This window comes from Lysobacter lycopersici (assembly GCF_007556775.1).
Taxonomy (GTDB): Bacteria; Pseudomonadota; Gammaproteobacteria; order Xanthomonadales; family Xanthomonadaceae; genus Pseudoluteimonas; species Pseudoluteimonas lycopersici.
The window spans coordinates 108,631-121,093 of the sequence record NZ_CP041742.1; the positions used below are offsets into that span (position 1 = coordinate 108,631).

16 protein-coding genes are annotated in these 12,463 nt (G+C 66.7%); 15 read left to right on the forward strand and 1 reads right to left on the reverse strand.

Annotated features, from left to right (window positions below):
• Positions 1-36 precede the first annotated feature (36 nt).
• The 10 genes from FNZ56_RS00620 (at position 37) to FNZ56_RS00665 (ending at position 8,047) form a co-directional block, all read left to right on the forward strand.
• Positions 37-1,722: a CTP synthase gene (locus FNZ56_RS00620; RefSeq protein WP_143878007.1), complete on the forward strand. Its 1,686-nt coding sequence runs from the start codon at positions 37-39 to the stop codon at positions 1,720-1,722.
• A complete protein-coding gene (gene kdsA / locus FNZ56_RS00625) occupies positions 1,719-2,552 on the forward strand; it encodes a 3-deoxy-8-phosphooctulonate synthase (protein WP_143878008.1) in 834 nt (277 codons plus the stop codon). The genes FNZ56_RS00620 and kdsA overlap by 4 nt, the downstream gene beginning before the upstream one ends.
• 129 nt (positions 2,553-2,681) lie before the next feature.
• Positions 2,682-3,986, forward strand: a complete 1,305-nt coding sequence (eno, locus tag FNZ56_RS00630) for a phosphopyruvate hydratase (protein WP_143878009.1) — start codon at positions 2,682-2,684, stop codon at positions 3,984-3,986.
• A 14-nt stretch (positions 3,987-4,000) separates the two neighbouring features.
• A complete protein-coding gene (ftsB, locus tag FNZ56_RS00635; protein WP_143878010.1) occupies positions 4,001-4,333 on the forward strand; it encodes a cell division protein FtsB in 333 nt (110 codons plus the stop codon).
• On the forward strand, positions 4,330-5,031 hold the full coding sequence (gene ispD, locus FNZ56_RS00640) for a 2-C-methyl-D-erythritol 4-phosphate cytidylyltransferase (protein WP_143878011.1): 702 nt from the start codon (positions 4,330-4,332) through the stop codon (positions 5,029-5,031). Before ftsB ends, ispD begins: the two co-directional genes overlap by 4 nt.
• Positions 5,032-5,051: 20 nt before the next feature.
• The gene (locus FNZ56_RS00645; protein WP_185970758.1) at positions 5,052-5,813 is read left to right on the forward strand and encodes a class I SAM-dependent methyltransferase; all 762 of its coding nucleotides are present in this window, start codon (positions 5,052-5,054) and stop codon (positions 5,811-5,813) included.
• Positions 5,810-6,295, forward strand: a complete 486-nt coding sequence (ispF, locus tag FNZ56_RS00650; protein ID WP_143878013.1) for a 2-C-methyl-D-erythritol 2,4-cyclodiphosphate synthase — start codon at positions 5,810-5,812, stop codon at positions 6,293-6,295. Before FNZ56_RS00645 ends, ispF begins: the two co-directional genes overlap by 4 nt.
• Before the next feature lie 19 nt (positions 6,296-6,314).
• Positions 6,315-6,665, forward strand: coding sequence for a hypothetical protein (locus FNZ56_RS00655; RefSeq protein WP_143878014.1), 351 nt, complete (start codon positions 6,315-6,317; stop codon positions 6,663-6,665).
• A 3-nt stretch (positions 6,666-6,668) separates the two neighbouring features.
• Entirely contained in the window at positions 6,669-7,700 is a 1,032-nt protein-coding gene (truD, locus tag FNZ56_RS00660) for a tRNA pseudouridine(13) synthase TruD (RefSeq protein ID WP_143878015.1), read from the forward strand.
• Positions 7,701-7,816: 116 nt separating this feature from the next.
• On the forward strand, positions 7,817-8,047 hold the full coding sequence (locus FNZ56_RS00665) for a hypothetical protein (RefSeq protein WP_143878016.1): 231 nt from the start codon (positions 7,817-7,819) through the stop codon (positions 8,045-8,047).
• A gap of 177 nt (positions 8,048-8,224) precedes the next feature.
• Here FNZ56_RS00665 and FNZ56_RS00670 read toward each other — a convergent pair whose 3' ends face one another.
• Positions 8,225-8,788 (reverse strand): Smr/MutS family protein, encoded by a 564-nt coding sequence (locus FNZ56_RS00670; protein WP_143878017.1) that lies wholly within the window; start codon positions 8,786-8,788, stop codon positions 8,225-8,227.
• A gap of 86 nt (positions 8,789-8,874) precedes the next feature.
• Between FNZ56_RS00670 and surE the strand changes: the two genes are divergently transcribed.
• Genes surE through FNZ56_RS00695 form a run of 5 tightly spaced genes read left to right on the forward strand, consistent with a single transcriptional unit; the run spans position 8,875 to position 12,422 of the window.
• Positions 8,875-9,654 carry a 5'/3'-nucleotidase SurE gene (surE, locus tag FNZ56_RS00675; protein ID WP_143878018.1) on the forward strand — a complete coding sequence of 260 codons (780 nt, stop codon included), beginning with the start codon at positions 8,875-8,877 and terminating at the stop codon, positions 9,652-9,654.
• The gene (locus FNZ56_RS00680) at positions 9,651-10,334 is read left to right on the forward strand and encodes a protein-L-isoaspartate(D-aspartate) O-methyltransferase (RefSeq protein WP_143878019.1); all 684 of its coding nucleotides are present in this window, start codon (positions 9,651-9,653) and stop codon (positions 10,332-10,334) included. Before surE ends, FNZ56_RS00680 begins: the two co-directional genes overlap by 4 nt.
• Entirely contained in the window at positions 10,334-10,948 is a 615-nt protein-coding gene (locus FNZ56_RS00685) for a YqaA family protein (protein ID WP_143878020.1), read from the forward strand. Before FNZ56_RS00680 ends, FNZ56_RS00685 begins: the two co-directional genes overlap by 1 nt.
• A complete protein-coding gene (locus tag FNZ56_RS00690; protein ID WP_246064639.1) occupies positions 10,948-11,721 on the forward strand; it encodes a peptidoglycan DD-metalloendopeptidase family protein in 774 nt (257 codons plus the stop codon). The genes FNZ56_RS00685 and FNZ56_RS00690 overlap by 1 nt, the downstream gene beginning before the upstream one ends.
• 11 nt (positions 11,722-11,732) lie before the next feature.
• Complete coding sequence (locus FNZ56_RS00695) at positions 11,733-12,422, forward strand: DUF4850 domain-containing protein (RefSeq protein WP_185970759.1); 690 nt, start codon at positions 11,733-11,735, stop codon at positions 12,420-12,422.
• Positions 12,423-12,463 lie beyond the last annotated feature (41 nt).

Here is a 12,463-nt window from a genome sequence, read left to right on the forward strand (position 1 = left end):
CCGGTAAACTATGGCTTTCTGGAAGCGCGCTTTCCCATGGCCCCCGCCCGTTCCGCAACGCCCCTCGTGTTCGTCACCGGCGGCGTGGTGTCTTCGCTCGGCAAGGGCATCGCCGCCGCGTCCCTCGCCGCCATCCTCGAAGCCCGCGGCCTGCGGGTGACGATGATGAAGCTCGATCCCTACCTCAACGTCGACCCGGGCACGATGAGCCCGTTCCAGCACGGCGAGGTCTACGTCACCGACGACGGCGCCGAGACCGACCTCGACCTCGGCCACTACGAGCGCTTCGTCAACACTCGGCTCTCGGGCCTGAACTCGATCACCACCGGCAAGATCTACGAGTCGGTGATCCGCAAGGAACGCCGCGGCGACTACCTCGGCGGCACCGTCCAGGTGATCCCGCACGTCACCGACGAGATCAAGCGCTGCATCGATGCCGCGACCGAGGGCTTCGACGTGGCCCTGGTCGAAATCGGCGGTACCGTCGGCGACATCGAATCGCTGCCCTTCCTCGAAGCCATCCGCCAGCTGCGCACCGAGCGCGGCCCGGACATGGCCATGTTCATGCACCTCACGCTGATCCCGTTCATCGCGGCCGCGGGCGAACTCAAGACCAAGCCCACGCAGCATTCGGTGAAGGAACTGCGCAGCATCGGCATCCAGCCCGACGTGCTGTTGTGCCGCAGCGAGCAGCCGCTGCCGGACGGCGAGCGGCGCAAGATCGCATTGTTCACCAATGTGCCGGAGCGCGCGGTCATTTCCGCCATCGACCTCGACAACATCCACAAGATCCCGCGCTGGCTGCATGGCCAGCAGCTCGACCAGCTGGTCGTCGACCAGTTGCGCCTCGGCGACAAGGTGAAGGAAGCCGATCTGTCCGAATGGGACGCGGTGGTCGATGCGGCCGAGCACCCGATCGACGAAGTGACGATCGCCGTGGTCGGCAAGTACGTCGACCACAAGGATGCGTACAAGTCGGTCGGCGAGGCGCTCAAGCATGGCGGCATCCGCCAGCGCACGCGCGTGAACCTGAAGTGGCTGGAATCGCAGGACATCGAACGCGAAGGCGCGGACAAGGTCCTCGCCGGCGTCGACGGCATCCTCGTGCCCGGCGGCTTCGGCGACCGCGGCTTCGAAGGCAAGGTATTGACCGCGCAATTCGCGCGCGAAACCAAGGTCCCGTATTTCGGTATCTGCTATGGCATGCAGGCCGCGGTGGTCGACGTGGCGCGCAATATCGCCGGGCTGGAAGGCGCCAACAGCACCGAGAACGACAAGCAGTCGCCGAACCCGGTGATCGGCCTGATCACCGAATGGCGCACGCAATCGGGGGATATCGAGCGCCGCGACGAGCATTCCGACCTCGGCGGCAGCATGCGCCTGGGCCTGCAGGAACAGCGCGTCAAACCGGGCACGCTGGCGCACCGCATGTACGGCAAGGACGTGGTCGGCGAACGCCACCGCCACCGTTACGAATTCAACAACCGCTACCGCACGCAGCTGGAACAGGCGGGGCTGGTGATCTCGGCCAAGTCGATGGACGACCTGCTGGTCGAGATGGTCGAACTGCCGCAGGGCGAACACCCGTGGTTCCTCGCCTGCCAGGCGCATCCCGAATTCCTGTCCACGCCGCGCGGCGGCCATCCGCTGTTCGTCGGATTCATCCGTGCCGCGCGCGAGCGCAAGGCCGGTGGAAAACTTCTCAGCGAGGCGGCGGCATGAAGCTTTGCGGGTTCGATATCGGCCTCGACCAGCCGTTCTTCCTGATCGCCGGGCCTTGCGTGGTCGAAAGCGAGCAGTTGCAGGTCGACACCGCGGCGACGCTGAAGGAAATCACTTCCGAGCTCGGCATCAACTTCATCTTCAAGTCGAGCTTCGACAAGGCCAACCGCACGTCGATTTCGAGTTTCCGCGGCCCGGGCATGGAAGAAGGCCTACGCGTGCTGGCCGAGGTGAAGCGCCAGCTCGGGGTGCCGGTGCTGACCGACGTGCACGAATACACGCCGATGGACGAAGTCGCCTCGGTCGTCGACGTGCTGCAGACGCCGGCCTTCCTCGTGCGCCAGACCGATTTCATCCGCAAGGTCTGCGAAGCCGGCAAGCCGGTGAACATCAAGAAGGGACAGTTTTTGTCGCCGTGGGACATGAAGCCTGTGGTCGAGAAGGCGAAGTCCACCGGCAACACCAACATCATGGTCTGCGAGCGCGGCGCTTCGTTCGGCTATAACAACCTCGTCTCCGACATGCGTTCGCTCGCGGTGATGCGCGAAACGGATTGTCCCGTGGTGTTCGACGCGACGCATTCGGTGCAGTTGCCGGGCGGGCAGGGCAGCAGCAGCGGCGGCCAGCGCGAATTCGTGCCGGTGCTGGCACGCGCGGCGATCGCGGTCGGCGTGTCCGGCGTGTTCATGGAAACGCATCCGAATCCCGAGAAGGCGCTCAGCGACGGTCCGAACGCGTGGCCGCTTGGCAAGATGCGCGCGCTGCTCGAAACCATGCTCGAACTCGACGCGGCGACCAAGCGCGGCGGTTTCCTTGAAACGAATGCCTGAAATTTTTTGCCGCGGATGACACGGATCAATGGATAAAGCGAAGTCGGTTCCAAAAGCCTTATCCGCGTTCATCAGATTCGATCCGTGGCAAAACAGGCTTTTCCCTTGCAACATGACAAGACGAGACAGATGACGACGATCGCCAAGGTCCACGCCCGCGAAATACTCGACAGCCGCGGCAATCCCACGCTCGAAGCGGAAGTCACGCTCGCCGACGGCAGCTTCGGCCGCGCGATGGTGCCCTCGGGCGCGTCCACCGGCACCCGCGAAGCGGTGGAACTCCGCGACGGCGACAAGACCCGCTACCTCGGCAAGGGCGTGCGCAATGCGGTCGAGAACGTCAACGGCGCAATCGCTACTGCGCTGAAAGGCTTCGATGCCGCCGATCAGCAGGGCCTCGACCGTCGCCTCATCGACCTCGACGGCACCGAGAACAAGGGTCGCCTGGGCGCTAACGCGCTGCTCGGCGTATCGATGGCGAACGCGCATGCAATGGCGGCGTCGAAGAAACAGCCGCTGTGGCAGTACCTCGCTTCGATCAGCGAACACCCGAACGGCTGGCAACCGACGCTGCCGGTGCCGATGATGAACATCATCAACGGCGGCGCGCATGCCGACAACAACGTCGACCTGCAGGAATTCATGGTGCTGCCGGTGGGCGTGGGCAGCTTCGCCGAAGCGCTGCGCGCGGGCACCGAGGTGTTCCATGCGCTGAAGTCGGTGCTGAAGGGTCGCGGGCTGTCCACCGCGGTCGGCGACGAAGGCGGTTTCGCACCGGATCTGCGCAGCAATTCGGAAGCGCTGGACACCATCCTCGAAGCCATCGGCAAGGCCGGCTACAAAGCGGGCGAAGACATCCTGCTCGGCCTCGACGTCGCCAGCAGCGAATTCTTCGAGAACGGCAAGTACAACCTCACCGGCGAGGGCAAGCGCCTGTCGAGCGAGCAGTTCACCGATTTCCTCGCCAACTGGTGCGAGCAGTACCCGATCGTCACCATCGAGGACGGCATGGCCGAGGACGACTGGGCCGGCTGGAAGCTGCTCACCGAACGCCTCGGCGACAAGGTGCAACTGGTCGGCGACGACCTGTTCGTCACCAATCCGAAGATCTTCAAGCAGGGCATCGAGCAGCGCGTGGCCAACGCGATCCTGATCAAGGTCAACCAGATCGGCACGCTCAGCGAAACCCTGGAAGCCATCGCCATGGCCGACCACGCGAAGTATGCGGCCATCGTTTCGCATCGTTCCGGCGAGACCGAGGACACCACCATCGCCGACATCGCCGTCGCGACGACCGCGACCCAGATCAAGACCGGTTCGCTGTGCCGCAGCGACCGCGTGGCCAAGTACAACCAGCTGCTGCGCATCGAGGAACAGCTGGGCGCTGCCGCGCGCTACGCCGGCCGCGGCGCCTTCGTCTCGTTGCGTCGCTGAGCCAGCCGACGCGGATGCGCGGATTGCGGATCGTCCTCCTGCTGCTGGTCGCGCTGTTGGCGTGGCTGCAGTGGCGGCTGTGGTTCGGCAACGGCGGCCAGCGCGAGGTCGAGGCCTTGCATGCGCAAGTCGCGGCGCAGCAGCACGAGAACGAAGGCCTGAAACAGCGCAACGACGCACTCGCGGCGGAAGTGCGCGACCTGAAGTCGGGCGAAGCCGCGGTCGAGGAACGCGCGCGTAGCGAACTGGGCATGATCAAGCCGGGCGAGACCTTCTACCGCGTCGTCGACGATCGCCCGACACCGCCCGCTGACGCGAATTCCGCCGACGCGGAGACTAAGCAGTGAACCCGGATCACGTCTGGGGCAGGCTCTGGGCCGTCGTTCCCGCCGCGGGCATCGGCCGCCGTTTCGGCGGCGATGTCGCCAAGCAATACACCGAACTCGATGGCCAGCCGCTGGTCGCGCATGCGCTGCAGGCCTTGCTCGCGCATCCTTCGGTCGATGGCGCAGTGGTGGTGCTGGCTGCGGACGATGCATCGTGGCCGGGCTGGACGGAAATCTCCGGCAAGCCGGTCGCGACTTGCATCGGTGGCGCTTCGCGCGCGGAATCGGTGCTGGCCGGGCTCGCCGCCTTGCCCGAGTCCGTGCGTGCCGACGATTTCGTCCTCGTCCACGACGCCGCGCGCCCCAACCTGCAGCAGGACGACCTCGACGCGCTGCTCGAACGCGGGCGCGCCGACCCGGTCGGCGCGATCCTCGCCGCGCCGGTGCGCGACACGCTCAAGCGCGCCGGCGACGACGGCGGCATCGATGGCACCGAGCCGCGCGAACGCCTGTGGCGCGCGCTCACGCCGCAATTGTTCCGGCGCCTGCAGCTTTCGCGCGCGCTGGAAGCGGCGTTCGCCGATGGCATCGAAGTGACCGATGAATCGATGGCGATGGAACGGCAGGGCTTGCGTCCGTTGCTGGTGGAAGGCCGCGAGGACAACCTCAAGGTGACCACGCCGGCCGACCTCGCGTTGCTGCGGGCCTTGCGGGCATGAGCGGGACTGGGGAGGGAACGATGCCGCAAACCGACCACGAATCGCGTTCGCTGCCGCGCGAAGTCGCACGCGATTTGCGCCCTGGTTCCGGGCATTACCTCGCGTACGTCGGGCCGCCGCGCCAGTACGACTTCATGGGCGCGACCCAGTTCCGCCTGCTCACCGCGCTGGGCCTGCGCGAACACCATCGCGTGCTGGATTTCGGCTGCGGTTCGTTGCGTGCCGGGCGCCTGCTGATCCCGTATCTGATGCCGGGCCACTACCACGGCATCGAGCCGAACAAGTGGCTGGTGGAGGATGCGATCGAGAACCAGGTCGGCGCCGACATGGTGCGGATCAAGCAGCCGCGCTTCGACGACAACGCGGAATTCCGCTGCGACGTGTTCGGCACCGATTTCGACTTCATCGTCGCCCAGTCGATCTTCTCGCACACCCTGCGCGATCTCGCGGTGCGCGGCCTGCGCAACTTCCGCACCGCGCTCGCGCCCGGCGGCCTCGTCGCCTGCACCTTCGTCGATGCCGCGCCGTCGCCTCCGCCCGCGAACGTGAGCGCCGACGGCTGGGTCTATCCGGACTGCGTCGGTTTCGCGAAGGATGAAGTCGCGGGCATGTTCGCCGACGCTGGATTGGTCGGCATGCGCCTGCCGTGGTTCCACCCGCGCCAGGCCTGGTACCTTGCCGCGACCGAGGCGACGCATTTGCCGTGCGAGGAGGAACTGCGGCTGCTCGACGGCGCGGTATTGCGCGATCCCGAATTCGCGGCCAGCGTGCATCCGCGATGAGCACCGATTTCCGCATCGGCCAGGGCTTCGACGTGCATGCCTTCGGCGATGGCGACCACGTCGTGCTCGGTGGCGTGCGCATCCCGCACAACCGCGGCGTGCTTGCGCATTCCGACGGCGACGTGGTCATCCATGCGCTGTGCGATGCGATGCTCGGCGCGCTGGCGCTGGGCGATATCGGCGTGCATTTTCCGCCATCGGATCCGCGCTGGAAGGGCGCCGACAGCCGCATGCTCCTGCGTCATTGCGATGGCTTGCTGCGCGAACGTGGCTGGCGCGTCGGCAATGCCGACGTGACCGTGGTTTGCGAACGCCCCAAGGTCGGGCCGCATGCGACGGCGATGCGTGCCAACCTCGCCGCGGACCTCGGCATCGACATCGATACGGTGAGCGTGAAGGCGACCACCAGCGAGAAGCTCGGCTTCACCGGCCGCGGCGAAGGCATCGCCGCGCAGGCGGTGTGCCTGCTCGTGCGAGCGTGACTGATTCACGATGAAAAGCTTGGTCTTGTTGCCGGGTGTATTACTGCTCGCGGCATGCGCAAGCCAACCCGCGCTACCGATCGCGTCCGGGGTTTACCGGTTCCAGCAACGCTTCGCCGAACAGCCGTCGATGCCGGGGGCGGAATTGAAGGCGACCATCGACGGTCGCCATATCGAGCTGGTCAACATCGGGGATTCGACGATTTTCCCCAAGGGCGTGATCGAAGACGGCGTCCTGTCCTGGCACGCGCGTTCGCGGCAGTGGATTATCGTTTCGGACCCGGGCGACGCGCGCGCCGAGGATGTGGGCGGCTGTTCCGGCGGCCCGGCCGTCGTGGACCTCGTGGCCAGGATCTACTGGACCTGCTGAGGAATGGACGCATCGTTTCCCCGCGCGCACGGCGCCGCTGTTTGTAGCGCGACGATCCGCGCATCGCCCGAGGACTTCTTCGTCGAGGAAATCGCCTCGTTCGAACCCAGCGGTAGCGGCGAGCACCTGCTGCTGACGGTCGAGAAGCGCGGGATGAACACCGCGTTCGCCGCGAAGCGCATCGCCGCGTGGGCCGGCGTCGCGGAATCGGCCATCGGCTACGCCGGGCTGAAGGACCGGCACGCGGTGACGCGCCAACGCTTCAGCGTGTGGCTGCCGAAGAAGATCGCGCCGGACATCGCGGCGTTGCAAGCCGATGATTTGAAAGTGCTTGAGCACGCCTGGCATTCGCGCAAGTTGCCGCGCGGCGCGCTGGCCGGAAACCGTTTCGAGCTGCTGTTGCGCGATGTCGTCGGTGACCATGCGGAAATCGATGCGCGGCTGGAAACGATCCGTGCGCGCGGCGTGCCCAACGCGTTCGGAGTGCAGCGCTTCGGTCGCGAAGGCGGCAACCTCGACAAGGCGCTGGCGATGTTCGCCGGCCGTCGGTTCAAGCGCGAGGAGCGTTCGCTGCTGCTGTCCGCGGCGCGTTCGGCGCTGTTCAACGACATCCTCGCGCGGCGCGTGGCCGGCGGCAGTTGGGACCGCGGCGCCGAAGGCGAGGTGTGGATGCTCGCCGGCAGCCACAGCGTGTTCGGGCCCGAGCCGCTGGACGAGGCATTGCGCGCGCGCGTCGAGGCGTTCGACATCCATCCCACCGGCGCGATGTGGGGCGCGGGCGAATTGCGCAGCATGGATGAAGCCCGCGCACTCGAAGCCGGGGTCGCGGACGGATTCGCCGATGGCCGGTTCGCCACCGGTCTCGCCAAGGCCGGCCTGAAGCAGGAGCGCCGCGCCCTGCGGATCGCGGTCCCCGACCTGCGCCGGGAATGGATGCAAGCCGATTGCCTGCGGGTCGCGTTTTCCCTGCCCGCGGGATCCTACGCCACCGCCGTGCTGCACGAACTGGGCGAGATTCGCGACGCCGGGGGTTGAATCCCGACCGTTCGTCGGAAACGCACGGACGGCACATTCCCCTCCGGAGCGGAAGCGTATAAGCGAGCCACGGGTACCCGCATCGGGCGGGTATTTTCAGTGGAGGAGGGAAGGCCATGAAGACCTGCACACGCATCCTGTTCCTGTCGTTGGCGGTTTCCGCGCTTGCCGCGTGCGCCGGCACCCAGGACAAATCGACCCTTTCGAGCGCAACCCGCGTCGAAGCGCCTTCGAACCTGACGGTCGACGACGCATACGTGGCCCGCGTGGAATACATGGCACGGCAGCGCGGCGTCGAGGTTCACTGGGTGAACATGCCGACCAAGCACAGGACCACGTCCCAGTAACCGTTCGCCGACTCGCCAGGCGCGACGCTGGGCGCCGCGCCGGCGTTCCCCCGCCCCGATCCGCGAAGTGCGGTCGGGGAGGCGGAGTGCGTTCGATCGAACGCATTCAATCGGGTGAAGCCGGTGAAGCCCGATCCGTGATCGCGGCCCCTCGTTGATCGCAAGGCATTCCGATCCTCATTTCCCGGCGTGCTGCCCCAGCAGTACCAGCACCGCGCCGGCGCCGCCCTGCGCGGGCGGCGGCGAATGAAAGGCGAGCACATCGGCGCGATGCCGCAGCACGCGATCCACCAGGTTCTTCAGCACGGGCAATCGTTCTTCGGAATTGCGGCCCTTGCCATGCACGATGCGCACGCAGCCCACGCCGTGGGTGCGGCAGTCGCGCAGGAATTCCCGGAGCAACGATTCGGCGTCGCGCGCCGGCAGCCCGTGCAGGTCCAGTTCCTCCTGCGCCGCGTATTCGCCGCGGGCAAGGCGCCTGAGCACCTGCGGCGGGACTTCCTCGCGGCGATAGCCCAGCGCATCGCCGGCTTCGAGCGCTGAGATCGCGCCATGCCGCAATTCTTCGCGCGCCTGGTCGTCGTCGCGGCGCGCCATCTTCGTCGAGGGCTTGGGTTTCGGCGCGGCGGGCGGTGCCGACGTGGCGGGCAGGGCACGCACCTTGCCGCGATCCGCGCCGATCGCGGCGCGGAACAGTTCGGCGTCGTCGCGATCGTCCGGTTCTGGCGGGGCCTTGCGCATCGCCGCAGGTTAGCGCAGCCGGGAAGCCGCGGGCCGCATCCGTTATCATGGACCGCATGCAGAATGTTCCGATGCCGTAAGGCGCCATGCGGATCCTGGTCAGCAACGATGACGGCGTCGACGCCCCCGGCATCCGCATCCTCGCCGAGGGCCTGCGCGGCGCCGGGCACGAGGTCTGGGTGGTCGCGCCGGACCGCGACCGTTCCGGCGCCAGCAATTCGCTGACGCTCGACCTGCCGATACGCACCCGGCGGCTCGACCCGCACACCATCCGCGTCAACGGCACGCCGACCGACTGCGTGCACCTCGCGTTGACCGGCATGCTCGACTTCGATCCCGACATCGTCGTGTCCGGCATCAACAATTCGGCCAACCTCGGCGACGACGTGATCTATTCCGGCACCGTGTCGGCGGCGATGGAAGGACGCTTCCTCGGCTTGCCGGCCGTGGCGATGTCGCTGGTCACCACCGACCGTGCGGCGAAACACTACGAAACCGCCGCGCGCGCCGCGGTCGAGATCGTCGCGCGGCTGAAGTCCGATCCGCTGCCCGCCGACACCATCCTCAACGTCAACGTGCCGGACCTGCCGTGGGAAGACGTGGTCGGTTTCGAGGTCACGCGCCTCGGCAACCGCCACCGTTCCGAGGACTGCATCCCGCAGCGCGATCCGCGCGGCGGCACGGTGTACTGGATCGGCCCGGCGGGTCCGGAACAGGATGCCGGCCCCGGCACCGATTTCCACGCGGTACGCACCGGCAACATCTCGATTTCGCCGATCCACGTCGACCTGACCCGCTTCCAGGCGCTGGAGCAGGTCGCGAGTTGGGTCGGCGGGCTCGCCGCTTCGCTGGAACGCGGCGCATGACCGCGCGCATGCACCTGCAGCCGGCCGCGCTCGGCCTGGGCATGACCGGGCAGCGCGTGCGCGATCGCCTGATCGAACGCTTGCGGGAAAACGGAATCCGCGACGAGCGCGTGCTGAACGCGATCCGCACCGTGCCGCGGCATTTGTTCGTCGACGAGGCGCTGGCCGCGCGCGCCTACGAGGACAACGCGCTGCCGATCGGCCACGGCCAGACGATTTCGCAGCCGTGGGTGGTGGCGAAGATGACCGAATCGCTGTTCCTCGACGGCGCGCAGCCCAAGCGCGTGCTCGAGGTCGGCACCGGCTCCGGCTACCAGGCCGCGGTGCTCGCCGCGCTCGGGCTGGAAGTGCACACGGTGGAACGCATCGGCGACCTGCTGCGGATCGCGCGCAAGCGTTTCCGCACCCTCGGCCTGAACGTGCGCAGCAAGCACGACGACGGCCGCATCGGCTGGCCCGAGCACGCGCCGTTCGACGCCATCGTCGTCACCGCCGGTGCGCCGGTGCTGGAGGATGCGCTGGTCGCGCAACTCGCGTCGGGCGGGACCCTGGTCGCGCCGGTCGGCGGCGCGAATGCGCAGGGCCTGCTGATGCTGCGTAAGGACGCGGACGGCAAGGTGCAAGAGCGCAACCTCGCGCAGGTCGTGTTCGTGCCGCTGCTGTCGGGAACGGTCGGCTGATGCGCCTGTTCGCGCCGCTGTACGAAAAGGCCATCGGCTGGTCGCGCCACCCGCGCGCGACGTGGCTGCTCGCCGGATTGAGCTTCGTCGAGGCGATCTTCTTCCCGGTGATGCCCGAGGTGATGCTGGCGCCGATGTGCCTGGCGCAGCCGAAGCGCGGCTTCCGTTACGCCACGATCAGCCTCGCGTGTTCCATGCTCGGCGCGGTCATCGGCTACCTGCTCGGCCATTACGCGTTCGAGGCGGTGCGTCCGGCGCTCGACGCCCTGGGCATGCTCGACAAGGTCAATGCGGGCATCGCCACGCTGCAGGCGAAGATGGCGCATTCGCCATGGTCGGTGTTCGGATTCCTCGTGCTCGGCGGCTTCATGCCGATCCCGATGAAGGTGTTCACCTGGGCCTCGGGGATCGTTGGGGTGCCTTGGCTGCCGTACCTCGCGAGCATGGCGGTGGGGCGCGGCAAGCGAGTGTTCCTGGTCGCGCTTGCGATCCGCCTCGGTGGCGAACGCGCCGAACGCGCGCTGCACAAGTACATCGAACCAATCGGCTGGGCCGTCGTCGTCCTGGTGCTGGCGCTGCTCGGTTGGTTGCTGTTGCGCGGGCATGCGGCATGATGGGCCGCATGCGTCCGGTCCTTGCCGTCATCGCCACCGCGTCTGTCGTGCTGTTGGTCGCATCCTGCGCCAGCAGCCGCGTCGTGCGCGGTCCCTCGTCTTCGCGCTCGGTGCGAAGTTCCCCGCCGCCGGTGCGGGTCTCGACACCGCGCTACGGCGCCACCGCGGTCGTGCAGCGTGGCGACACGATCTACCACATCGCCACCGTCAACGGCATTACCGCGCTCGACCTCGCGCTCTGGAACGGCATCCCGCCGCCGTACACGATTTATCCCGGACAGCGATTGCGCCTGTATCCCGGCGCCGCGCCGGTCGTGCGCAGCACGACGCCATCACGCACCGTGCCTTCGACACCCTCGGCACCAATGCCGCCGCCGGCCGTGTCGACTCCGGTGAATGCGCCGTTCGCATGGCGCTGGCCGACCGATGGTTCGCTGGTCGAAAGCTTTGCCGCAGGCGATCCCACGCGGCAGGGCATCGACATCGCCGGCAACGCGGGACAGCCGGTGCGAGCCGCCGCCGACGGCGTGGTGGTGTATTCGGGTTCCGGCCTCGTCGGCTACGGCGAACTGATCATCGTCAAGCACAACGACCAGTGGCTGTCGGCCTACGGCCACAACCGCGCGCGGCTGGTGAACGAGGGCCAGCTGGTGAAGGCCGGGCAGCAGATCGCGGAGATGGGCCGCAGCGGCGCCGCGCGCGACATGTTGCACTTCGAGATCCGCTACAACGGCAAGCCGGTCGATCCGCAGGCGTTTTTGCCTAAGAAGTGACGGAATCCATGATGAAGATCATCGTGTCGGCCATCCTTTTGTTTTTGCCGGCCACGTTGCTCGCGCAGACATTCAAGGTCACGCCCGCGGGCAACTTTGTCGTCAATGACACGCTAATAATCCCGGCGTACGTGGTCTCCACTGAAGATGCGACCAGCGAGACCGGCGAGTTGATGACGCCAGACTTGCCCCAAAAGAACATGACTGCACGGGCGGAAATTTCTCCGGAAATGGCAAGCCAGCTTTCGGTTTACTGGACATACGACGGTTGGGTGCTCGTGCCGCGAGGATGGCAGCTTGTCAGGGCGGCAGTCGGTGCCGACAACAGTTCAGTCTATGAATTCAGGGAGCCGAATAACGGCGCAGGCGTGGTTTCTCTTTACGATTCTGGCGGCGCTTGTGTCGGGTGTGCGCTAAGTCTGGCCGCGCCATATTTCCCGGATGCCAAAAAGGAAGCAGACGACATGTTCGGGCAGTCTGCTTCCGGCCTTGAAGCGCAGATTCATACAGTCAAGCTGGGCAAGCACACGCTCGCGTATAGCCGCAAGAATGCAAAGGGTCAATCAGTTGATGGCCTTGCTTACTACCAAGCGAGCGATGACTACGAGGCTTTCACTTTCGAAGTTTCTTTGCCGCAAGGCCAACAAGCGCTGGCTACAGCCATTTTGAATTGGCGGTTGCCACCCAAGGACGAGCGATAGGCGCCACGCTACGCGCCACCCTCTCCCATGAATGGGGAGGG